The organism is Thermovirga sp. (assembly GCF_017656375.1).
Classification (GTDB): domain Bacteria; phylum Synergistota; class Synergistia; order Synergistales; family Thermovirgaceae; genus Thermovirga.
The window spans coordinates 1-23,453 of record NZ_JACDOB010000022.1; the positions used below are offsets into that span (position 1 = coordinate 1).

The 23,453-nt window shown below is 44.1% G+C and carries 19 protein-coding genes; 14 read left to right on the forward strand and 5 right to left on the reverse strand.

Annotated elements, in window-relative coordinates:
* The 6 genes from H0Z23_RS06810 to H0Z23_RS06835 all read left to right on the forward strand — a co-directional run.
* The coding region (locus H0Z23_RS06810; protein WP_296868501.1) for a response regulator transcription factor at positions 1–621 on the forward strand (621 nt) is incomplete at its 5' end.
* 174 nt (positions 622–795) lie between these two features.
* Positions 796–2,082 carry a dicarboxylate/amino acid:cation symporter gene (locus tag H0Z23_RS06815; RefSeq protein WP_296868503.1) on the forward strand — a complete coding sequence of 429 codons (1,287 nt, stop codon included), beginning with the start codon at positions 796–798 and terminating at the stop codon, positions 2,080–2,082.
* A gap of 156 nt (positions 2,083–2,238) precedes the next feature.
* A complete protein-coding gene (locus H0Z23_RS06820; protein WP_296868505.1) occupies positions 2,239–3,156 on the forward strand; it encodes a 2-dehydropantoate 2-reductase in 918 nt (305 codons plus the stop codon).
* A 19-nt stretch (positions 3,157–3,175) separates the two neighbouring features.
* Positions 3,176–3,781 (forward strand): DUF1847 domain-containing protein, encoded by a 606-nt coding sequence (locus H0Z23_RS06825; protein ID WP_296868507.1) that lies wholly within the window; start codon positions 3,176–3,178, stop codon positions 3,779–3,781.
* The gene (locus H0Z23_RS06830) at positions 3,768–4,943 is read left to right on the forward strand and encodes an alanine--glyoxylate aminotransferase family protein (protein ID WP_296868508.1); all 1,176 of its coding nucleotides are present in this window, start codon (positions 3,768–3,770) and stop codon (positions 4,941–4,943) included. The genes H0Z23_RS06825 and H0Z23_RS06830 overlap by 14 nt, the downstream gene beginning before the upstream one ends.
* Before the next feature lie 88 nt (positions 4,944–5,031).
* On the forward strand, positions 5,032–6,066 hold the full coding sequence (locus H0Z23_RS06835) for an AI-2E family transporter (protein ID WP_296868510.1): 1,035 nt from the start codon (positions 5,032–5,034) through the stop codon (positions 6,064–6,066).
* Positions 6,067–6,082: 16 nt separating this feature from the next.
* Here H0Z23_RS06835 and H0Z23_RS06840 read toward each other — a convergent pair whose 3' ends face one another.
* Both H0Z23_RS06840 and H0Z23_RS06845 read right to left on the reverse strand, forming a co-directional pair.
* Complete coding sequence (locus tag H0Z23_RS06840) at positions 6,083–8,020, reverse strand: ABC-F family ATP-binding cassette domain-containing protein (RefSeq protein WP_296868511.1); 1,938 nt, start codon at positions 8,018–8,020, stop codon at positions 6,083–6,085.
* A 40-nt stretch (positions 8,021–8,060) separates the two neighbouring features.
* The gene (locus H0Z23_RS06845) at positions 8,061–8,603 is read right to left on the reverse strand and encodes a nitroreductase family protein (protein WP_296868513.1); all 543 of its coding nucleotides are present in this window, start codon (positions 8,601–8,603) and stop codon (positions 8,061–8,063) included.
* Positions 8,604–8,832: 229 nt separating this feature from the next.
* Between H0Z23_RS06845 and H0Z23_RS06850 the strand changes: the two genes are divergently transcribed.
* The gene (locus H0Z23_RS06850; protein ID WP_296868515.1) at positions 8,833–9,588 is read left to right on the forward strand and encodes a hypothetical protein; all 756 of its coding nucleotides are present in this window, start codon (positions 8,833–8,835) and stop codon (positions 9,586–9,588) included.
* Here the strand turns inward: H0Z23_RS06850 and H0Z23_RS06855 are convergent.
* Entirely contained in the window at positions 9,583–14,061 is a 4,479-nt protein-coding gene (locus tag H0Z23_RS06855; RefSeq protein WP_296868517.1) for an acyl-CoA dehydratase activase-related protein, read from the reverse strand. The two genes, H0Z23_RS06850 and H0Z23_RS06855, sit on opposite strands and share 6 nt — an antisense overlap.
* Before the next feature lie 121 nt (positions 14,062–14,182).
* Between H0Z23_RS06855 and H0Z23_RS06860 the strand changes: the two genes are divergently transcribed.
* The 3 genes from H0Z23_RS06860 to H0Z23_RS06870 all read left to right on the forward strand — a co-directional run bounded on the left by H0Z23_RS06860 (position 14,183) and on the right by H0Z23_RS06870 (position 16,983).
* Positions 14,183–15,652 (forward strand): leucyl aminopeptidase, encoded by a 1,470-nt coding sequence (locus H0Z23_RS06860; protein ID WP_296868519.1) that lies wholly within the window; start codon positions 14,183–14,185, stop codon positions 15,650–15,652.
* 85 nt (positions 15,653–15,737) lie between these two features.
* Complete coding sequence (gene prxU / locus H0Z23_RS06865; protein ID WP_296868521.1) at positions 15,738–16,457, forward strand: thioredoxin-dependent peroxiredoxin; 720 nt, start codon at positions 15,738–15,740, stop codon at positions 16,455–16,457.
* A 184-nt stretch (positions 16,458–16,641) separates the two neighbouring features.
* Entirely contained in the window at positions 16,642–16,983 is a 342-nt protein-coding gene (locus tag H0Z23_RS06870) for a DUF5320 domain-containing protein (protein ID WP_296868523.1), read from the forward strand.
* Positions 16,984–17,040: 57 nt separating this feature from the next.
* On the opposite strand, the gene H0Z23_RS06875 is transcribed toward H0Z23_RS06870, so the two are convergent.
* Positions 17,041–17,916, reverse strand: coding sequence for a MurR/RpiR family transcriptional regulator (locus tag H0Z23_RS06875; protein ID WP_296868525.1), 876 nt, complete (start codon positions 17,914–17,916; stop codon positions 17,041–17,043).
* A 173-nt stretch (positions 17,917–18,089) separates the two neighbouring features.
* Here H0Z23_RS06875 and H0Z23_RS06880 point away from each other — a divergent pair, with 173 nt between their 5' ends.
* The 3 genes from H0Z23_RS06880 to H0Z23_RS06890 all read left to right on the forward strand — a co-directional run bounded on the left by H0Z23_RS06880 (position 18,090) and on the right by H0Z23_RS06890 (position 22,278).
* The gene (locus H0Z23_RS06880) at positions 18,090–19,187 is read left to right on the forward strand and encodes an ornithine cyclodeaminase family protein (RefSeq protein ID WP_296868527.1); all 1,098 of its coding nucleotides are present in this window, start codon (positions 18,090–18,092) and stop codon (positions 19,185–19,187) included.
* A 72-nt stretch (positions 19,188–19,259) separates the two neighbouring features.
* Positions 19,260–20,258: a TAXI family TRAP transporter solute-binding subunit gene (locus H0Z23_RS06885; RefSeq protein ID WP_296868528.1), complete on the forward strand. Its 999-nt coding sequence runs from the start codon at positions 19,260–19,262 to the stop codon at positions 20,256–20,258.
* Between the two features lie 94 nt (positions 20,259–20,352).
* A complete protein-coding gene (locus H0Z23_RS06890; RefSeq protein WP_296868530.1) occupies positions 20,353–22,278 on the forward strand; it encodes a TRAP transporter permease in 1,926 nt (641 codons plus the stop codon).
* A 119-nt stretch (positions 22,279–22,397) separates the two neighbouring features.
* Here the strand turns inward: H0Z23_RS06890 and H0Z23_RS06895 are convergent, their stop codons facing one another.
* Entirely contained in the window at positions 22,398–22,628 is a 231-nt protein-coding gene (locus H0Z23_RS06895; protein ID WP_296868532.1) for a hypothetical protein, read from the reverse strand.
* A 187-nt stretch (positions 22,629–22,815) separates the two neighbouring features.
* On the opposite strand from H0Z23_RS06895, the gene H0Z23_RS06900 reads away from it, so the two are divergent.
* On the forward strand, positions 22,816–23,453 hold a 638-nt coding region (locus tag H0Z23_RS06900), incomplete at its 3' end, for a bifunctional 2-polyprenyl-6-hydroxyphenol methylase/3-demethylubiquinol 3-O-methyltransferase UbiG (protein WP_296868534.1).

Sequence of the window (23,453 nt, forward strand, 5' to 3'; positions counted from 1 at the left end):
TGTGAGGATGTTAAGGAAGTAAGGGAAGGGTTGAAGTTTCTTCTGGAGATGGACGAGGAGATAGAAGTGATATCTGTAGCCGAGAGTGCAAAGGAGCTTTTCTCGCTTATTGACCAGAAAGGAACACCTGATGTAGTCCTGATGGACATAGGCCTTAAAGGGATATCAGGATTGGAAGCTACTTCGGCAATTACAGAGAAATACCCAAAGGTTAAAGTCCTCATTCTTACCATATTTGAGGAAGAAGAAAAAATTTTAAGGGCTATAGAAAATGGAGCCTCAGGCTATATTTTAAAAAACAGCAAACCTGAGGAGTTGGTCTCACAAATAAAAGCAGCCCACGCTGGGGGGGCACCAGTAAGCCCATCGGTAGCGAAGGTGCTGCTTAAAGAACTGAGAAAAAGTGCTGTTGAGCCTTGCAATAAGTATCACCTTACTAATAGGGAAAAGGAGATAATGAAAGCCCTTATGGATGGTTTGACCTATAAGGAGATAGCCCAACATTTCAACATTGCTTCTTCCACCGTAAAAAAACATATTTTGAACATTTATAGGAAGATGGAAGTCTCCAACAAAGTAGAGTTCATGAGGAAGGCCATGTCTTTAAGCTTAGACGAATGAAATAAAGTTTATTAACTTTGAATATATACACCAAAAGTAGTATTTATGTTCTCTTTATGCAGCGAATAAACCCGATAAATGGCCAGTTTGGTCAATAGTCCCCTCTGCAAATAAAAACTAAAATTTACTTTGGGTGAAAGTAGCCCAAAAATTTTCTGCTAGGGGGGAGAGAAAGTGAGCGAAAAAAGCGGTGGTTTATTTAGTTGGTATTTTAATACCAATCTTCTCTTGCGAATCCTCATAGGCTTGGTTTTAGGCGGAATAGTTGGCTTGGTGGCGAGAGACTCGATTTTGTGGGTAGCGCCTTTCGGCAGCCTTTTTGTGCGCTTGCTGAAGATGATAGTGATGCCGGTTATTTTGACTACTCTGGTCGTAGGTGCAGCCAGCATTAGCCCTGCTGAGTTGGGTAAGGTTGGAGTAAAAATAGTCATTTATTATCTTGTTACGTCTGCCTTTGCAGTTGCTATAGGGCTTCTTATGGGAAATGTCTTTAAGCCTGGGTTAGGCCTGGATTTGAGCAACATTGGAGAGGCTGCGGGCAAGGTTATTCAGAGGCCTTCTCTTGTTGACACACTTTTAAATATTGTTCCTAAAAATCCCTTTGCAGCCTTATCAGGAGGAGCAGTTCTTCCGACCATATTCTTTGCCATTATTTTTGGTATAGGGATCAGCTACCTTAAGATCAGCAAGGATGAAAGACTCAAAAAGTCTGGAGACATCCTTTTCAACGTTTTCGATGGTGCTGCAGAAGTAATGTATTTGATCGTCAGATGGGTGCTTCAGTATGCACCAATAGGGGTTTTTGCTCTTATTGCTGTAGTCTTTGCAAAACAAGGGCCGAGGGTCGTAGGGCCTCTTGGGACTGTAGCTATGGCTTGCTTCTTAGGATATATACTTCACGCCGTAGTGGTTTATGGAGGATTGTTAAGCCTTTCTGGCCTTAATTTCTTCAAATTTTTGGGTGGGGCTAAGGAAGCCATGATAACTGCCTTTGTTACCAGAAGCAGCAGTGGCACATTGCCTGTCACCATGAAATGTGCAGAGGAAAACCTGGGAGTTTCAAAGCAAGTTTATTCCTTTACCCTTCCTCTTGGAGCAACCATAAACATGGATGGTACAGCCATATACCAGGGTGTTTGTGTTCTCTTCATAGCTTTTGCAGTCGGCATGCCTCTTACTTTGGGCCAACAGCTGATAGTAATACTTACAGCAGTGCTGGCGTCCATAGGAACGGCTGGGGTCCCCGGAGCTGGGGCTATAATGCTTCTAATGGTGCTTCAATCTGTAGGGCTGTCAATGGAAGAAGGGTCTGCCGTTGCTGCTGCGTATGCCATGATTTTGGGTATAGACGCTATTTTGGATATGGGGAGAACTTGCATTAACGTGACTGGAGACCTTACCGGTACCACTATAGTGGCGAAAACAGAAAAATTGCTTAATATGGCCAAGTGGGGAAAGTAAAAAGTAAGTTACAAGGGCAAAGTTGATACTTATTGGGGCAAAGCATAAGCTTTGCCCTTTTTGTTTTTCAAGGGAAGTTTATGAGATAAAGTATGTAATGTATAATAAATGTTGTATAGAGTAGATATAGTGGCTTTGAAAAGGGGATGACAAAGGGTGATAACCGTTGTTGGCTGTGGTGCATTGGGATCTTTGTTTGCTGCCAGGCTATTGGAAGCGGGAATGGAAGTACAGGGATTGCAAAGGCCTGGTGCTCATTATGAAGCCTTAAAAGAAAAAGGGTTAACCTTGCTGGAGTTAAGTGGTGAAGAAAAAAATTTTACATTCCCTGTACATAAAGAAGTAGATGCATGCGCGCCGTCGGATCTTGTAATAGTCTTGGTGAAAGCCTTTCAAACTGCAGAAGTGGCTTCGTCTCTTTTGCCATTGCTAAAGGAAAAAGGAGTGGTCCTTACCCTTCAAAATGGGTTAGGCAACGTAGAAGTTCTTAAAGAATATGTTCCAGCGGAGAGACTTTTTGCTGGGAGTGCCACTTATGGGGCTCACAGGATGGCTCCAGGTATTGTTAGAGCTGCTGGAGAAGGGATAATAAAGTTTGGCCCTTTGGATGAGAGGACTGACGCAAAGGCGGTAATGAAACTTCTACAAGATGCTGGCCTTAATGTCCAGTTGGTGGAAGACCCAATGAGGGTTATATGGGAAAAAGCAGTTATAAATGCCATGATAAATCCCGTAGCAGCCCTTGCCCGATGCAGCAACGGGAAGATATTGGAGATTAAAGAAGCTTTAGAGCTTTCTAAGGCTCTTTTTGAAGAGGCTATTGAGGCTGCAAAGTGTGAAGGGATCGTTTTAGAGAGGGAGCCCTTATGGGATTTTGCTGTGGAAGTTATGGATAAAACAGCAGCGAACAGGCCATCTATGCTTCAGGATATCGAAGCTGGAAGAAGAACGGAAAACGAGGCTATATCAGGCTATATTCTAAGAACTGCTGAGAAAGAGGGCATATGCCTGAACAACACAAAGGTTGTTTACAGTTTGGTTAAACTTGCAGAGAACGCCGGATTAGAAAAATAACCGTATTGGAGTGATATATATGAAATGTCATCTTTGTGAAGAAAAGCCCTGTGGCAAAGGAAGACCGTGTATAGAAAAGGACAGCAAGCCTTTATACGAAGACCCCGAGGAAGCAAGAATATTCAAAGTTGCTGCTGAGGTTGAAGCTTTATATTATTGTGAGCTTTGCAGGTTGGAAGAGATAATGGAATTTGCAAGGCGCATGAATTATAGAAAAATAGGCCTAGCTTTTTGTATAGGGCTAGCGGAGGAAGCCAGGGTTGTAGGGGAAATCCTTTCGAGGGAGTTTGAAGTAGAGTCAGTGTGTTGCAAGGTGGGAGGACTAAGTAAAGAAGACTTTGATATGCCCTTAAGGCCTTGGATAGGCAAGGTTAGCTGTAATCCTGCAGAGCAGGCCAGGATCCTTGATGAGGAAGGATGCCAATTGCTGGTGGTTTTAGGTTTGTGCGTGGGGCATGACTCTATTTTTTATCGACATGCCAAGGCACCTGTAACAACTTTAGTCACAAAAGATAGAAAGCTGGGGCATAATCCTGTTGCAGCCATTTATTGCCCATATATAAAGAAAAACTTAAGGTATGAGCCGGAAGAAAGAAAAGGGGGAAAGCCAAATGGAGGTAAGTAAACATAGAAATGTTCCTGAAAAATTGCTTTTAGGGCCAGGCCCTACGCCTGTTGAGCAGAGAGTCCTTCAAGCGTTGGCTCAACCGACATTAGGGCATTTGGACAAAAATTTCGTAGCGATAATGGATGAAACAAGGGATCTTTTGCGCTATGTTTTTCAAACCAAAAACGAGTTGACAGTTTCCATGCCAGGAACGGGAAGCGCGGGCATGGAAACAGCCTGTGTGAACATGATCGAGCGGGGAGACAAGGTTATTATTTGCGAGCACGGAGTGTTCGGCACCAGGATGCACGACCTCGCCGAAAGGTGTGGGGCGGAAGTAGTTTCTGTCACTGCTCCCATGGGTAAGCCTATTGACCCAGAGGACGTAAGAAGAGCTATAAAGGCCAATCCTGACGCGGTGTTGGTAGGAATCGTTCACGCGGAGACTTCAACGGGAGTCCTGCAACCGCTGGAAGAGATAGCTTCTTGTGCCCACGATGCAGGTATGTACATGCTGGTTGACGCCGTTACATCTCTTGGAGGTATGGAGGTTCCTGTTGACAGGCTGGAGCTGGATATGGTCTACAGCGGCAGCCAGAAGTGCCTCGCATGCCCTCCCGGGCTTGCTCCTGTGACAGTCAATGCTAGAGCAACTGAAAGAATAAAGAATAGGAAGACTAAGGTTCAAAGCTGGTATCTGGATCTTACAATGATAATGAGATACTGGGGAGAGGAGCGCTTCTATCACCACACAGCACCAGTAAATATGATTTATGCTCTCAACGAGGCGTTGCGTATTATTGCGGAAGAAGGGCTAGAGCATAGGTTCGCTCGCCACAGAAAGAACGCCGAGGCCTTGTGGGCGGGATTGGAAGCCATGGGCCTTAATCTCTTGGTGGATCCTGACTACCGCCTGCCAAGCCTGACTTCGGTCGTGGTTCCTGAAGGAGTAGACGAGGCCTTGTTGAGAAAGCAGCTGATGGAGGACTACAACATAGAAATAGGAGCTGGCCTTGGAGAGCTCAAGGGTAAAATTATAAGGGTAGGCCTAATGGGAAGCGGCTCTAACAGGAAAAACATAGAGCTTTTCCTAGTTGCATTGGGAAGTGTTTTAAGGAAACAGGGCTTCAAAGCAGACGTAGCCTCAGCATTAGAAGTCGCCGAAGAAAAACTGGCTTAGGAGCATATCAATTGAACGGTAGGGGCTGGTGGCACAATCCTACCAGTCCCTTACGCAGCCTATTTGGGCGCTGATGGGAGATTTTTAGATGGGTAATAACAGGTTATCTCAATTTTTCTTGGCCATTTTGAGTGTGGTGGCCGTGGGGGTTGTGTTAAAAGTAGCTAAGGGAGTGATTCTCCCCCTTGTTGTGGCCTGGCTTCTTTATTTTATCTTTGCTCCAGTAGTAAGGATGATGGCAAGGAGAAGAATCCCTACTTTTATAAGCACAAGCGTAGTGCTTATGGTCTTCATCGGTGTGTGCTTTGGAGGGGCCTTATTCTTAAATGGGAGAGTTCAGGCATTAGTGGAGGCTTTCCCAAGGTATCAGACAAGGTTCGCAGAGCTAATTGTGCAATATTCCCAGCACCTCAATTTGCCCAAATATGTGATAACAAGCATCGACCCTGGCCCAATAATAGGTAAATACGTTTTTTCGTTGTCCACTTTTTTTGTGGGCTTTGTAAGCAATTTAATATTGGTGGTCATATTTTTGATATTCTTGCTTTCTAGCGCTCCTTACTTTGAACGCAAAGTGGAAAGGGCGTTTTCAAAAAAACACAGTAGGAAGATAATTCATCTTTTGCATACTATAGCGGTTCAAATAGGTCGTTACCTGACTCTCCAGTTTTTGATAAGCGCTGTAACAGGCCTTTTGGTTTGGTTGGTATTAAAAGGCATAGGAGTTGATTTCCCAATAACATGGGGAGCCTTGGCATTCGTGTTAAACTTTATACCTACCGTGGGATCCATCTTAGCTTCGATTCCCCCTATAGCATTGAGCTTTGTTCAATTTCATCCAGAGATAGGCCCAGTAGTGGTTACTGCCCTATCTCTTTTTGGAATCCAGCAGATTATAGGGAACCTGATAGCTCCAAAGATAATGGGAGAGAATCTCAATCTTAGTCCTATAGTGATACTGCTTTCGTTACTGTTTTGGGGGTGGCTGTGGGGGGTCACTGGAGCCATTTTGTCCATACCTATAGCTAGTGCTATTAGAATCGTCTGCGAAAACGTGGATCAGCTTAAGTTTATTGGTGTGCTTATGGGGTCTTCCCGCTATATCGAAGATAGTAAAAATTAATAAATTAATGGCTTGCTCATGGGTTAAGTTGGATTTGCAATAGTTTATCAGTGAGTTCTTCCCATTTTTCATACAGGGAAGAGAGTTTTTGTTCTATTTCATTCCGTTCAACCATTAGAGACGATATTTTTGACGAGTTGGATAGGACTTCTTCGGAGCACAACAGTCTATCTATTTCCTCCTTTCGGGTTTCAAGGGAGGTTATTTCTTCTTCAATAGGGTTTATTTCTTTTTGTATTTTTTGTTTTTTGCGATAGAGCTCGTTCCTTTGTATTGCCTCCAGGCGCTTTTTCTCCGCTTTGGACATGGTTGCCCTGTTTGTATCAAGGGGTTTTTTCTTAGGTTCTGGCTCAATGGAACTTCTTCTTTCATGGGCTTTCTGGAGAAAATATGTTACGTTGCCCAGGTAATTATGGCATTTTCCGTCTCGCACCTCTATTACTCGGTCCACTATTCCATCTAGAAACCACCTGTCATGGGATATTATTACAACTGTTTGTTGGCAATTTTTTATGGCACCAAGGAGGATTTCTCTGGTTGCTATATCCAGATGGTTGGTTGGTTCGTCGAGTATCACGAAATTGGCCTCTCCGAGTAAAAGCTTCAATAGTGCCAGCCGAGATTTCTCCCCTCCAGAAAGGCATGATATCCTTTTTTCTATGTCTTTACCGCTGAAAAGAAAAGCTCCAAGAAGATTTTTCCTCTCCTGGTCTGAAGCTTGAGATGTGGTGTCCCTTATTTCTTCCCACACGGTTTTATCCAATGACAGGTTTGATGCTGTTTCTTGGGAATAAAAACCTATTTTTACGTTGTGTCCCCAAGTTATGAGCCCATCAGTGGGCTGCTCTTTGCCTGCCATGAGCCTTGCTAAGGTGGATTTTCCTGCGCCGTTTACTCCCACTACGGCAATCTTCTCCCCGCGTTTAATTTCCAGGTTTACTTCCTTCAAAACAGAAAGGGGGCCATAATTTTTAGAAACGTTTTCCATTCTAAGGATGTTGAGTCCGCTTCTAGGACATGCGGGGAACCTAATTGCTGGACCAGTTTGTTCTTTGGTAATGGTGGGGGCAACTAACGAGTCCAGTTTTTTTAATCTGCTCTGGACCTGGGATGCTTTGGTTGCTTTATAACGGAAGCGATTGGCAAAAGCTAAAATTTGCTCCCGCTCCTTTTCTATCTTCATGGCTGTTTTCTGTTCAACTGCCTGCTGTTTCGCTTTTTCCTGAACATAAAAGGAATAATTGCCGTTATATACTTTAATTGTTCCATTAATGAGTTCTGCAGTTTTGTTCGTTACTGAGTCTAAGAAATGCCTATCGTGAGATATGAGTATTATGGTTCCTTTGAAAGTCTCAAGGTGCTGTTCCACCCATTCGGTGCTCTCTATGTCCAGATGGTTTGTTGGTTCATCTAGAAGTAGTACTTGAGGTTCCTCTAGAAGTAAAGAGGCCAAGAAGATTCGCATTTTCCATCCGCCTGAAAACTCAAGGCAGTTTCTCCTATAATCCTGATCGGAAAAACCCAATCCTTTCAGGACCTTCATGGCCTTGGCTTCGAAGGAGTAACCTTCTTTTATCGTGAAGGCTTCTCGTTTCTTTTCGTAGGTCATTAGTGTGCTTTTGGAGTTATCTCCTTCCGCTATTTTTTCCTCCAAATGGCGAATTTCCTTTTCCAGCCGGTCTATACCGTGGCGCTTTTTAAGGTAATCTATTATGGCCAAATCTTCTAGGTCCACGAATTCCTGTGGAAGGTATCCAATGGTCAGGTTTTGGGGTTTTTCGATGGCCCCTTTGTCAGGGAAAGTTTCCCCTATGATCATTTTAAACAGTGTCGTTTTACCTGTTCCGTTTTTCCCAATTAACCCAAACCTTGACCCTGAAGGTATGGTCCAATTTAGATCTTTGTAGAGTTCTTTACCGCCTAAGTTGAGATATATGGAATTGAAAGAAATCATAATGCCATCACCTTTAAAATTTAAGAGTTGTTTATTCGGGTTATTTCTCTACGTAAGTTCTTATATCTTCCAAGGGGTACCTTTTTTTAGGCCCACCCATAGGTGCAGAAGGATAGCCTACGGCTATTATCAAGACTATCTTTAGATTTTTAGGCAGCTTTAGGATTTTCCTTACAGCCTTTGAATTAAACCAGCCCAGCATACAGGTACCCAAATTTTCTTCAGCTGCAGCTAGCTGGAAGTGTTCGCATGCTATCCCTATGTCTATGAGTCCAAAATCAATGCCCTGAAAAAGCCCTCCCAGCTTGGGGGCAGCCTTTGTGGTTTTCTGTGTAACTACAATGAGGACTGGAGCCTCTTTGGCAAAGGCGTTCATGGAATATATGCCAGAAAAGGCTTCTTTTGCCAGTGTTTCTCTTAACGGTGTTTTATCGCATATAATAAAATGCCATGGTTGAGCGTTACAGGCCGAGGGTGCCAACCTAGCAGCTTCAAGGCATTTGTCCAACACGGTTCTATCAATGGGGGTTGAAAGAAAAGCCCTCACACTTTTGCGTTTGACCACCAGGTCGAGAAAAGACATCATTACCCCCCCTATTTTATGACTCTTATATCCATAGCCTGAAAGGATATAATAACAAAAACAGAGCGTTTAAGGAAAAGAAATTATATAGGATGGCAAGATTAAAATGTCAAACCTTAAAAGTATGTTATGTGTATTTCTGTTGCTTTTGTCTCTTTGTCTGTTTATTCAAAATGCAGCGCCTTTGGTTTTGTTTATAACTTTCCTACTTGTTTTGGGGAATGTACCTATGGCTGCTTTTATTTTGACATGCCTTTTTATGGCTTTTTCACTGCGCTTTCAACCAGTCAGCTTACCTTCTGGGTGGTTTTTCGTTATTGCTGTATTGGTGTTTATGGTTGCTAGTTTTTGGGGACACGCATTTTTGAAAGAACTGGACAATGCAAAAAGACGTTTGGAAATTTTTCTTTATAGGAGAAAACTGTACCGTATGATGGGGTTAGTCTTTCCCCTTGTAATATTTCCTACCTTAGGGCGCTCGGCCTATCAGTGTAGTCTGATAACTCTGGGCTCTATCTTAGTTGGAGTGGAACTATTAAGGTGGCGTAGTCCTTCTTTCAACGAGAGGTTTTGCAATTTCTTTTCGAAGGTCAGCAAGGAGGAGGAACGCCTTTCTGTTACTGGAACCACTATGTATTTGACATCTGCCGCTTTAACTTCGTTTTTCCCGGGGGTGATAGGGCCTCTTTCGTTGATCATTGTGACTATTGGCGACGCTTGGGCTGTTCTAATAGGAGCAAATTGGGGAAAGAAAGTCATAAGGAGGGGAAAGACTGTTGAAGGTACTGCAGCTTGTGTGTTCTCCTGCCTTATGTCCGCTCTGGCCTTTGGGTCGTTAGAAGTCTTTCATGGTGTAAGCATAAGCGCCATAGTGTTAGGTGCCATTGGTGCATCAGCGGCAGAGCTTCTTACAGAAGGCAAGTATGATAACTTTACGATGGCAGTAGCTGCTGCTTTGAGCATGTACGGAGTTTGGGTTCTATAATTTATTTTCTTCAAGAAGCTGCGCTCTTAGGTAACAACTTTCCCTGAAGGATGCTATCTCTGCTTCTAGGTTTGAATTTGGAGACTCACCGAAGAAAGCATGTATAACAGGAATTACTTCATTGCACCCTAAAGCCTGCAGCTCTTTTAACATAGCCCTCATCTTTGCGCTGGAAATGCCTTCTTGCATGCACGTGAAGGGGCCGACATGGAATATTCCACATATGGGAAGTTTTTGGCTGTCCAGGCGTCCATTTATGAACTCATTAAATATGCCGATAGACAGGGCAGATTCTCCCATGATGTCAGAATGGTAAACTCCTTCCTTCTCTATAGCAGATATTATTTCCCTTGGAGGTGGCAGTATGTGTCTTTCTTTCAAGTAGCATTGGACGCTCTTTTTAAATTTGCTGTTTGCAGAGGCCATGTAGTATTCTACTAGTAGATTTAGTGGATTTTTCCCTTTTTCCCAGGCCAGGAAGGTGACGTATTCCAGCCACTCGTAAACGGGGCTTCTTACGAGCTCTAGTCCCTCTTCTTCAAGTTTTTCTATTATGTCGCCGGTGTAAGGGTCGTGCTGGCGCATATATATTTCTCCCACATAAAGGACCAAGGGAAAACGCTCATTTTGCTTCTTGGGGAAGGATTCCATCATTTTTGCCGTTTCCACCAGCCATTGGCAAACGCTTTTGCCCGAGTTTCTCTTTACCAGGAGCTCTTTTAGAGACTCCAACCTGCTAGTAGCCAAATTGTTGAAAGCTTCTCTGCTTTTTGCATATGGTCGGAACCTCAAGATTAGATCGTCGAAAAGGTCCGAAGTTAGTATGGCTTCGTAAAGATCAGTAGCTAGTCTTAATTTGTCAAAATGACTCAACTTGAGGTTCAATGAATTGAAATCCATGTATCCTCTTGACGAGCTCGGAGAAACTATGGGCATTTCGCTTAAATCTAATTGCCTTAGCAGAAGTTTCAGGACTTCAGCGTATTTGCCAAATCGGCATGGGCCGCTGGTGGTGGGAAGGAATATTAGATATTCTTCCTGGAGTTTCTTGGAGCCCAATGATTCTTTGAGTTTCGAAAGTAAAGCCATGAGGTCTCCCATTACGCCTTTCAAAGGGAAGCATGTTTCCATAGATATGAACTTACTCGCAGCCTTTCTTGAATCAGGTGTGTTAGTGGGCACTACTTCGGTGTTGATTCCCCATCTCTTTGCCGCTGCTGCTGCTATTTCGCTTACCTTTCCCATATAAGGTATAAGCCAGGTTCTTTTGGATAGATTCCCATTTTTAGGCACTTTGGGGGAGATAAAAGTTATTTCTGTTTTTTTTTGTGTTTTTTGCCTTGAGCTGTAGTGCTGCATTACAACCCTATGATGAGCTTCAGCCCTGGTGGAGAAGGGGGCGTTATTGACTTGTGCGTCTGTCATCAGGTGGAGAAATGGTTTTCCGCTCGTCTTGAATATTTCACTCTCCATCATGAACTTTATCGAATCAGGCCCACAGGCGAAGTTCATGAGCCTTATGGGGTAAAGGCTATCAGTTTGGGATGTATATATGCTGGCTTTTAGAATTTCTACGCTTTGGATCCAGTATTCATTTTCCACTATTTTGTCTATATCTATATCTTCATATTTATGTCGGAGGAAAATTTGTGGTATGTAGCGCATGCCTCTCATATTGGAGAAAAGATGTCCAGAATTGGAGGAGGCTTCAGGATCAAGTAGCACGTAGTCCCTTCCTAACCCCACATATCCTGGCTCGCAAGAGGATGACAAAGAGAGCAAGAACTTTTCACCTATTCTTTCAATGTCGGCAAGGAAGGCTCTTACCTTTTGATTTGCGTAATCTATGGCTTCTTTTATCTGTTTCCTGGAAAAAGAAAGACCAATCGCTTTCAATGCCCGTGCGAGTTCTTTTCCCAAGGGGCCGTCTTTACCCAAGTGAAGTATGGGCATTATTAGCCTTTTTTTGTCAATGCTTAGAGCATCTTTCAACACGAAATTCTCTGCCTCGGTATAAATGCAAAACATTCTTTTCGTTCCCTTAGCGTCTAGCTCATCTATGAAGGATGGCATGAAGATATATTTTATGCGGGAATCCAATGACAGTAGTGCGGCATGTCCTGCAGATATTTTCATTGCCACACAATATTCGGTTGGAGCAAAGCGGGTCCCAAGCTCGGTTATTTTGTGGTTTGATATGGGAGTAAGGACGGGAATAAATCCGAGATGCTTCAAGAAAGCTGAGAAAAATATGCTTCTATGGCCCAACATCAGGCCACACCGTCTGATACCGACAGTAGGTGATTCAGGAGCTACTTTAGAGACATCCTGATATGATATGCCGTCGAAGTGTTTTTGCAGGACTTGGTGGAAAAGTTGAACATAATCTGTTTTTGGCGCTTCTGAAACCTCGCTGTTCCCTCTGGGGCAGAATCCTCCACTTATGATCTCTTCGCCACCCACATGGAATATCTTTAAAGTACAGTTACGTACTCCGCAAGAAAGTTTTCCCCATTTTTCAAGGCATGTTTTCTCCTCATATTTGAATGTCTCGTCGCCTAGGTTCCACCCCCTGAAGGCTGAACGTACTGGCAGGCCTTTTTGTTTAAGTTCCAGGACCTTGTTTCGTACCCACAAAGCTGCACCGTACGCTCCAAAAAGCTCTCTTCCAGGGTAAGCGTGGATTTCTTTACCTGTTACCTGAGCCATGGCCGCCAGGAATGCTTTGCCTAGAGATGGTCCGCCTTGACAGGAGCACTTATTCCCTACGTGTCTTGAGCCTCCGACGAACTTATGGAAATAGCTTTCAGCGGTGGCTCTTACAATAGCTGCGGCTATCTCTTCCTGGGTGAAGTTCTCGGCAATTAGGCGTTGTTCCTCTATTTCCATGAATACGCCACAGGTTGCGTCTATTATGGGGGTCCTTGGGGCCTTTAGGGCTTTTTCCTGGAGGGAAGTTTTCACGTCCAATCCCAGGATTTCTCCCATGTTTTCCAGAGTTTGGCCAGCTCCTGCCTGGCACGAATAGTTCATCCTTGCCTCTTCTACCTCGTCAAGGGGGCCAGAGGGCCCTTTTTTGAAGGTGGTGAACTTCATGTCTTGTCCGCCTATCTCGAAGATGGTGTCTATGTCTTTATCGTAGTGCCTTATACCTATGGCATGGCAAGTTATCTCGTCAACAGCAGCATCTGGAACGTGAAAGCCTTCATCTTGAAGCTTTTGGCGCATGGCTTTGCTGGAGAGTACGCTTTCAAAGAGCTTTCTAGCGGACCCAGTAGTGCATATGCCCATCACTTTATAGAGATCTTTATTGCGGGAAAAGTGTTTTATTATCTTTTGAAGAGCTCCCAGTGGGTCACCGTGAGTTGAAAGGTACAGGCTGTCCAAGATTTTGCCGTCTTTTACAGATACAACTACAGCTTTTGTAGTTGTAGAACCTCCGTCGACTCCTATTATAACTTCTGGGTCATGTACAAGAGCTTTTGCCTCCGATAGAGATTCTTTTAGGTTGTCATAAATGTGGACGTTATTTAGGTAATCTTTTAGAGGCGGGGCGTATTTTCTGTTCTTGCGCGCTGCGGACAGGGCATTGTCTATGTCTTGTGGGGTTAATACGTGGAAGTTGTTTTTTTCGATACACATTGTTGCCGCACCTATGGCTGCAACTTCAAGGAAATATTCAGGGGTAACAAGCTCCAAGTTTGTTATTTCTCCGAGGTAGTCTGTTAGGGGTTTTATCCTTGCCAGTCCGCCAGTTACTAGGGTTTTGGTGCCTTTTTCCAGCTTGCGAGGCCCTATCACGTCCTGCACGAAATTGGACGCAACAGTTTTGAACAATTTAGCGACAAGAATTGGCCTTGGTACCCCTTCGTTTTGGTCATGTATCATGTCTGATTGGATCACTACGCCACATCTGGCCCTGTAGGGTTGGGCTTCGTAATGCTGGGAGGCTTCTTCTATGGCTTGTTCGAAAAAGGCATCAAGGGGCATGTCTTTATGGAGGTCAAAGATTTTGTCTTTACAGTAAAGCCGCCTTATTTGTTTTTCTATAAGTGTGCCAGAACCGCCGCCGCACTTGGTGTTGGTGCTGCTTTCAAGTAAAATTGTTTTCCCTTTCACTGTTCCCATGCTGAAGAAATATGAATCTTTTGCGCCAAGGTGAAAGACATAGCGAGGAGTCTCTTCTATGAGAGCAATTCCTTTTGGTATGGTCACACTATCATATTCGTATAATAGTTGTGGGGTTGTTTCTGCAAGAATCTTGGCACCAATGCCTGTGAGGGCCGTGCTTATTACCTGAAAGTCTTTTGCAAGGTCGTTTATCTCTGGCAGAATGTGATTTTTTAGGGTTTCCAACGGGCGTCCAAAATGAGGGCAGGGCTTAAACCGTCGTACGATTTCCATGTTAAGCCCCATGGCGATACAATATATTGATGAGGAACCAATATCAATACCTATTACAGCTTTTGTCATGTGGATCCCTCATTTCTTGATTTGCCTTGGAAGAGTCTTATATGTGTTTTATTATATTCCTGTTTGCAGATAAAGAATACTGTGATAATTAATTAAAATTATATGCGAGGGGGTAGTCGAGTTGGATATTAAAGGATATTCAGGTTCCATATCTGAGTGGTCAGGAGATGCCTTGGCAGTTTTCCTGAATGAAGAGGATTTGGATGGCTTTAGATATTTAGGAGAGGATATTGCTAACGAGATTGGTCGGAGGGCTGCGGAGTCTTCCTTCAAGGCTAAAAAAGACACAACCCTTTGGACATGCCTTTTTGGTAGAAGGATCAAGCATGTCTTTCTTGTGGGGCTCGGTAAGAGGTCTGAGGTTAAGCTGGATGACTTTAGGAGAGCTGCCGCGTTAGCGGTGAAGCAGGCTTCCAAGGAGCGCTGCAGAGATGTTTTGATGGCGCTGCCAAAGGAAGCATCCCAGGATGTATTTTCGGCCATAACAGAGGGGGCTGTTCTGGGAAGCTACAGATTTACTAAATACAAAACCAGCGCTGAGAACGATAATAATTGGAATGTAGAAAAGTTGAATATAAAGGATGCAGGAGATGATGCAATAAAAGAGGGGCTTATATTTGCTAAAGCCCAGAACTTTGTGCGTGATTTGGTCAACGAGCCGGGGAACGTTATAAACCCCCTTTCTCTTTCGGATGAGGCAAAAAAGATAGCAGAGGAGTCAAACCTTGAGCTTTATATATATGATGAGAAACAGCTTGAAGAGATGAAGATGATGGGCCTTTTGAGTGTTGGAGGAGCGTCCAAGACACCGCCCAGATTGATCCACTTAGCGTACCGCCCCGCAGAGCCTATAGATAAAATTGCTTTTGTAGGCAAAGGCATTACCTTTGATAGTGGGGGATTAAATATAAAACCGTCAGATTTTATGAGGACTATGAAGGGAGATAAAGCTGGAGCTTGCAATGTTCTTGGCTTAATGAAGGCGGTTTCAGAAATGAGCCTGCCTTTTGAAATTCACGGGTTTATTGGAGCCGCGGAGAACATGCCAGGAGGAGGGGCTTACAGGCCTGACGACGTTATAAGAATGAGAAATGGCAAAACTGTTGAGATAGACAATACCGACGCAGAAGGAAGGGTTACATTGGCGGATGTCCTTTCATATGCGTCCGAGCAAGAGCCCTCAGTCATCATAGATATGGCAACCTTGACTGGTGCATGTGTCGTAGCTTTGGGGGAGTATACGGCAGGGGTTTTCTCGAACGATGATGATTTAGCCTCAGGCTTTCTTGCGGTGTCGCGAAAGACAGGAGAGAGGATGTGGCAATTGCCTCTTGATGATGAGAGGTTGAGGAAGAAGATCAAATCTGACATCGCTGATATAGTCAACGCTGCAGGCCGTTACGGAGGAGCTATAACGGCGGCCATGTTTTTACAGGAGTTTGTAGGTGAGGGCATAAAGTGGCTTCACGTAGATATGGCAGGTACTGATAACACCAAGGAGGAGTATGGCTACTACATTAAGGGAGCCACGGGCTTTGGAGTCAGGACGTGCCTCGCTTGGCTGAGAAAAAAGAAGGAAGAACTCCTCTGATCTAAACACGAGGTATTTGTTAGAGATGTAGCGATGTAGTATAATAAAGTATAGTTAGAAAAAGCATGCAAGTGGAGGTGAGACGATGGAGGAAAAGGAAATAGGGTGTGCGAGACCTACAGGTGCAATGGTGGGTGGGGAAATCCAAGAGGAAGCACTGGATAAAGTTGAAGAAAAGAAGGCTGAGGTGAAGGAGTCCATGACGGTTATGGTAGGCAGGCATGCTCCGGACTTTGAGGCGCCGGCATATTATCAGGGAAAATTTGTGAAGGTGAAGCTTTCAGAGTTTTTAGGCAAGTGGGTATTGCTTTGTTTTTATCCGGGTGATTTCACCTTTGTCTGAGCGACAGAAGTGTCGGCGGTCGCCGACAGGTACAAGGAGTTTCAGGAGCTTGGAGTGGAAGTTCTGTCAGTAAGTGTGGATAGTCAGTTTGTGCATAAGGTTTGGAACGATCAAGAGCTCTCCAAGATGGTGGAGGGTGGAGTTCCCTTTCCGATGATTTCCGATGCAGGTGGCAACCTAGGTAAGGTCTATGGAGTTTATGACGAGGATGCCGGTGTCGACGTAAGAGGCCGTTTTATCATAGACCCAGACGGCGTAATACAGGCCATGGAGGTGCTTACACCCCCGGTGGGAAGGAACGTCGATGAGGCCATAAGGCAAATCAAGGCCTTCCAGCATGTTAGGAATACAGGTGGTAAAGAAGCGACGCCTTCGGGATGGCAGCCTGGGAAGAAAATTTTAAGGCCTGGTCCCGATCTGGTTGGGGCGGTTTGGAAAGAATGGACTCCTAAGGATATTTAGTAATATATTGTATAGTGTCTGTAATTTTGTGAGGGGCGCCTTTAAAGGAGCCCTTTTTTACTGGAAGGATAGGGGATTTCAACCCTAAGTCCTAAGTCAAAATGAGCAGTATTGACTATTGAATGAAAGGGTATATAATTCTATTAGTGATAACGATTATCATTAACAAAAGGAGGGAAAGGCGATGCCTAGAGGAGATAGAACAGGACCTGCAGGGATGGGTCCAATGACGGGAAGAAGAGCGGGATATTGTGCTGGCTTTTCTGTACCAGGTTACATGAACCCTTGGGGTGGCAGAGGCTACTATGGATGGGGTCGTGGTGGTTTCTGGCGCTGGGGTCGAGGCGGTAGAGGTTTTGGAAGACGCTTTTGGGGACCCTGGCCGTATGCAGGGGTTGTACCACCTGAAGCCCCTTACGCTGAACCTACCGCAGAGGAAGAGAAGGAATTATTGAAAGACCAGGCAGAGGCCCTACAGAAGGAGCTTGAGGCCATAAAGAAAAGGCTTGAAGAGTTGGAAAGCTAAAAATGCCTAAGGGGTCAGTTTGCAGAAGAGAACGGGGGTAATTACCCCCGTTCTCTTCTAGTATGTTATATGTTTAGATAGCAAAATTTCCTCAAGCTCTCGGAGCTTGTTTTTGCCTTCTTCCTTTTTTTCGTAACCTATAGCTGTTATCAGGGCATCCAATATGGTCATAACAGATACTACTGAATAGTAACCCTTGGATGGAGCGGCAGGCAAGATAAGTGAAGCCCATTGAGATCCCGGAGATGCTATGTCTGTCGTTAAAAGCACTGTAGGAGTTCCTTTGTCCTTGGCGTATTTCATAGCTTCAATGGTCTGTAGTGCGTAATGAGGGCCACCGATTGACAAAGCCAACACTGCGTCTTTGGGTGAGCACTGATAAAGTTCGGAATACATATTATCTGACCCAATTATGGAAGGGAAAGAAATATTGTCCAGAAATTGATTAAGCATGGAATAGCAGTAAAGGGCTATCCCTTGCGTTGACCTGAGCCCGAGGACGTATATTTTTTTGGCAGAACATAGAATTTGAACCGCTTTTGGGAAATTATCAAGAAGCATAGGGGTCATGGAGTTTTTTATAGAATCAATGTTCCTGTTGGCTACCTCCCCTAGAATATTTTCCTTTGGCAGGAGAGAATTATCCCAGGATTCTTCCATTTGCCACCATAAACTTTGCCCAGATTCAAACATAATTTTCCGCAGGTCGGCTAAAAAATCGTGAAAAGCGCCATAGCCTAATTTTTTTATGGTTCTTATAACTGTTGCAGTGGAAACGCTACTGGCACGTGCTAGCTCTTCTACAGTCATAAAGGCCACATTTTGGTAGTTTTCTAATACAAAATTGCACAATTTTACCTGACTATGGGGCAAGGTTTTTATGCCATTTCTTAGCTTTTCAAATATACTTAAGTGCCTTTTTTGTTTTTTCATTGATAAATCCCCTTCCACCCAAAAGGAAACTTTAGGCTTAGTTTAGCAATAGATTGACGGCGACTCTAGAATAAAGTAATATAACATCGTCTGTAATAAATATTACCAAAATCTCAGCAAATGTAAAATTTATAACAATAACTGTTGTTGTTATTGTGATTGGAGTGGTGCAGATGTCAAAAAAGTGGGAATTATTATATTTAAGCCAGGAGGATTGTATCAAGGCTGGGGGAACTGACATGAAGGGAGCCATGCAGGCTACAGAAAGGTCTTTCTTTTTGCATGGCAAAGGCGACTTTATTCAGCCAGGCAAGCCCGTCATAAGGTGGGGAGGCCCTGAGACGGAGGAAACTTTGGGTAGAATAATGTCCATGCCCTCTTTTTTGGGTGGGGAGAAGTACAAGGAAGAACTTATAAAAAGAGGTCTTTTGGGGCCTGTAAACACGGCTGGGATAAAGTTCATTCCCAGCAGGCCATGGAACCCATCTAAGTATGGATTGCCTCGAGCCAGTGCAATAATTATTATAGTTGATCCTGATACCTTGATTCCCCAATGCGTGATGGACGGAGCTATAGTGAGTGCCATGCGGACGGGGGCTGCTTCTGGAGTTGCGGCGAAATATCTTGCCAGGAAAAATTCGGAAGTCATGGGTCTTGTGGGAGCAAGTGTTCAGGGCAGAACTCAATTGACCGCCATGAAATGTGCCTTGCCCTCATTGAAAGTGTGTAAGGTCTATGATATAAACGTTGAAGCATCTAAGAGATTCAAAGAAGCCATGTCTGAAATAGTAAATATGGAGATTATCCCTGTGAACAGTGCAGAAGAAGCGTTCAGGGGGTCTGATGTGATAAGCACTGCCACTATGGCAAGAGAGCCTTATGTGTGTCCCGAGTGGTACGAAAAGGGGGCTTTTCATGTCGAGATTTCCTTTTGGGACACTCCTCCCTCAGCTTTATCTGTATTCGATAAGATATTTGTAGATGATTGGTATCAGGTAAAGCACCACGGGGTAGACGTGTCTTATAGGGCAGTCAAGGAAGGATTCATAACGGAAGATAAGATATGTGGTAATCTTGGAGAGGTTGTGGTAGGTCTCAAGGAAGGAAGGAAATTTGACGAGGAAATAATATTTTTCAATCCCATTGGGCTTGGGATTCATGACCTTTCTGAGGCCTATAGAGTGTTTCAGTCAGCGAAGGAGAAGGGGATAGGACGGATGCTTCCTTTGTGGGAAGACCCTCAGGAGTGGTTGAATAATTTAAAAGTCTAGCGAGATGTGAGTTTAGCCTTATTTAGCTATGAACAATAATGGCTAAATAATAAAAAGGAGGAGGAGTAAAGAGTGAAGAAAAAAGTGTTGACTATGGTTATTTCGTTGTTGTTGGTGGGATGTTTTGCTTTTAGTGCGGGAGCAGTTGAGTTTGTGACAATTGTTACAGGTTCAACGGGAGGAACATATTATCCCGTAGGAACAATATTGGCGAACCATTTTAACCAGAAGCTTTTAAAGAGCGGTTTTAAGTTCTCCGCTCAGAGCTCCGGAGGAACGACGGAGAACTTGGATATGCTCAAGAAAAGTGAAGCTCAGATGGCTATAGCCATGTGTAACCTCACAGGTTTCGCTTATACTGGCACCAATAGGTATGAGGGTAAACCCAATCCTAACCTTCGTTATGTTATAGGCCTGTGGCCTGAAGTATCCCAGTTTGTCTATGCTAAATCATCCGGCATAAAGGGATGGGGAGACCTCAAAGGCAAGAAAATTGCTGTAGGGCCTGCTGCCTCAGGCACGGAGTTCAGTACCCGCACGATCCTTAAGGCCGTTGCGGGTTTGACCTTCGACGATATAACCCCTGAGTACCTTGGATACAGTGAGGCCTCTCAGGCACTGCAAAACGGCCGTATTGATGCAGCCCTTCTCGAAGCAGGCTATCCTACATCTGCAGTAACTGAGCTTTACGCAGGAAAGGCTAAAGTGGATATGCTGGTCTTTGATGATGAGGCTAAAGAGAAATTGATTAAGGTTGCACCCTGGTACGCTCCAGTAACTATCCCTGCAGGAACTTATCCCAAGCAGGATAAGGACATTCCTCTTGTAGGTGTTAAATGTTCTCTTCTTGCCCATCCTGATGTCAAAGAAGAAGTTGTTTATAACGCATTGAAGGTTATCTACGAGGATAGAGAGAGCCTGCTTAAGGAGCACGCTGTTTTCTATAAGGTGGATTTCGAGAACCCCTTGGCAGGCCTTTATGGTGCTCCTTTACACCCTGGAGCAGTCAAGTTCTTTAAGGAAAAGGGGTTGACCATTCCTGAGGAATTGCTTCCGCCAGAGATGAAATAGTGAACATAAGGCATTTTGCCTGAATTTGGGAGCCGGCAGGTATAGAGCCTTATGCCGCCGGCTTTTTAATCTTATAGGATGGAGAGGTAGATTTATGGAATTCATTAAGAAGTTGATTCCAAAGGGAGAGCATATTCCTACTCGCCAGTTTGCAGGGAAAATAGGCTTAATTGCGCTTATTTTGACTGTAGGAACGTCTTTAGTGCATGCGTGGATGAATAGTTTTGGTTTGTTAATGGCCATAAAAATGAATGCTATACATCTAGGCACAGTAATGGCTATAGTCTTCCTTTACTATCCCGCCACAGCCAAGTCTCCCAAGGATAAACCAAGTGCGCTGGATTGGATATTTGCAACCTTGGCTCTTTCAGGTGCGGTTTATATCCTTACCCAATACGATAGGATCTTAGCAGCTCATTTGAACGTGGGAATCCTAGACCTGGCAATGGCGACTACCACTATGTTTCTGTTAATAGAAGCAAGCAGGCGATCGGTAGGACTTCCTTTGACCATATTGAGCATAATCTTCGTTCTTTATACTAAGTTTGGCCCGTATTTCCCGGGCCTTTTTGCTCATCAGGGCTTCAACTGGGAAAGGATAATTATAAGAATGGGCCTTACTGATGAGGGAATTTATGGCGTTTCCCTTATGGTGTCTTCCACTTACGTTTTCATGTTTATTTTGTTCGGAGCCTTCTTGTCTGCAACAAAAACCAGCGATTTCTTCAACGATTTTTCTTTGGCACTCGCGGGTAGATACAGAGGAGGGCCAGCAAAAGTTGCAGTAGTGGCCTCTGCGTTGATGGGAAGCATTTCCGGTAGTGCTCAGGCCAATGTGGCCACAACAGGAGCTATAACCATACCTCTGATGAAGCGAGTGGGGTATGCCCCTCATTTTGCTGGAGCTGTGGAAGCGGCTGCGAGCACAGGTGGTATACTTATGCCGCCTATAATGGGAGCTGCAGCATTCATAATGAGCACCTTTCTTGGTGTCCCCTATGCGAAGATAATGCTCGCAGGTGCTACCCCCGCAGTACTTTATTATTTGGCTATAATGTTTATGGTGGACCTCAGGGCCAAAAAAAGAGGCCTTAAAGGCTTAAGTGTGAAAGATATTCCCCCATTGAAAGAGACATTGTTGAAACGAGGCCACATGATGATTCCTCTTGCGTTGATAATATATTTCTTGCTTGCAGGATACACGCCTTTGTTTTCGGCTTTCCTTGGGTTAATTTCGGTAATCGTTCTTTCTTTCCTGAGGAAAGAGACAAGAATGACCTTGAAAGATTTTATAAAGGCATTGGATCTTGGTGCACGCAGTGCAGCTCCAGTTGGCATAGCATGTGGTGTGGTGGGCTTCATTGTTGGAGCTGTAGGAATGACGGGGGTGGGGCAGATAGTGGCCCTTAACATAATAATGTTCTCTGGCGGCAAATTGTGGGCTGCCCTTATATTATGCATGTTCGCAGCTTTGATTTTGGGCATGGGGCTTCCAGCTACTGCTTGCTATATCATTACGGCTACCATTGCTGCGCCGGCCTTGCAGCAAATGGGTGTAACTCCCATAGCCGCACACTTCTTTGCATTCTATTATGGTACCATGTCTGCTGTCGTGCCGCCTGTTGCGCTTACTAGCTATACAGCTGCTGGACTTGCAGGTGCCAAGCCTATGAAAGTTGCCATTCACGGGTTCGGCTTGGCTTTATCAGGACTACTTTTGCCGTATCTCTTTGTCTACAACAACGCTATACTTCTGGTTGATGCAACACTTAAAACATACCTTTTCGTAGTTTCTATGGCGTTAGTAGGGGTATTTTCCTTATCCGTGGGGATAATAGGCATGTTGAAAGTGAATATGCCTATATGGGAAAGGACCCTTTTTGCCATTATTGGTATAGGGATGGTAAGCCCCATTGGGATTTATAAGCTTGTAGGGTTAGCACTTTTCGTGTGTATGATTGTACAGCATTATTGGAGGAATAAAAAATCTTTGGAAGGCTCTTTAGCTGACACCCTTTAAATCCATATTTTTTATCGAAAGGTCAAAAACAAAAAAGACCCGGGAGAAATTACTTACTAATTCCCCGGGTCTTTTTTGTTTTTGGTATTAGGGACGTGATGTTTGCAGGTTCTCTGAATTTATTTTGAGAAATTAAAAGAAGGGTTGTCTGAGGACGAAAGAGCTTCGTACAGCTTCTTAAAGGTAGATATTGCTTCATCTTCTGAATTGAATTCACCCAATATGTGGAATGTATCGTTACCTATTATTTGGCCCTCTATGAATATTTTTTTGTACCCCTCTAACCTTTTTATCCGAAAGGCCACGCAATTCATTATCTCTTTTCCGCTCTGGGTCATAACCCATGCCATATGGACACACCTACCTTGCTGTGTTTTTTAATGTTTCCATACAATAATAACACCAAATATGGAAATAAGGTAATCTTTTGCTTTGTCTTACTCTACATGAGCAAGAATTTTTAGGTCGACACGAAGAAAAATTTGCTCCCCGTTATTTTATTCATTAAAATGGCGACAAGAAGGTGCGCCAAAAATTATGAAAAAAGCCTATCTTGATTACGAAACTCTGGAATATTATAAGAACAACGCATTAGCCTTGGCTTGCAGGTACGCAAAAGCCAAGGGCGGAATTGAGCTGTGGTTTGATGTAGCTTTTCCCAAAGGTGCAAAGATCCTTGATGTTGGAGCAGCTGCTGGCCGTGATGTACTGCTTCTTCTTGAAGCTGGTTTTGATGCCTATGGAGTAGACCCATGCCATGAGCTTATTCAGGAAGGCACTCGTGTTAATCTAGCTCTGCAAGACCGCCTTTGGTGTGATGCTCTTCCGGAACTTGATACTATACCTGACAATAGCTTTGATGGTGTTCTTTGTTCTGCTGTTTTGATGCATATTCCAGAAGAGTTCCTGTTTGACGCTGCCTTCAATCTAAGGCGTGTCCTCAAAAGTGGTGGGCGGCTCTTGGTTTCCCTTCCAGTGGATACAGGCGGTAAACCAATACATGGACGTGACGAAAATGGGCGTTTTTTCAACGGCTTGGCGCCAGAAAAGCTAGAGCTTCTGCTAACACGGATTGGTTTTTCTTGCATTGCTCGGGGCGAAAACAATGATTCTCTCGGTCGTGAGGGGAGGAAATGGGTCGTACAGCTTTTTGTCCTGGAGACTGATGGAGCTGA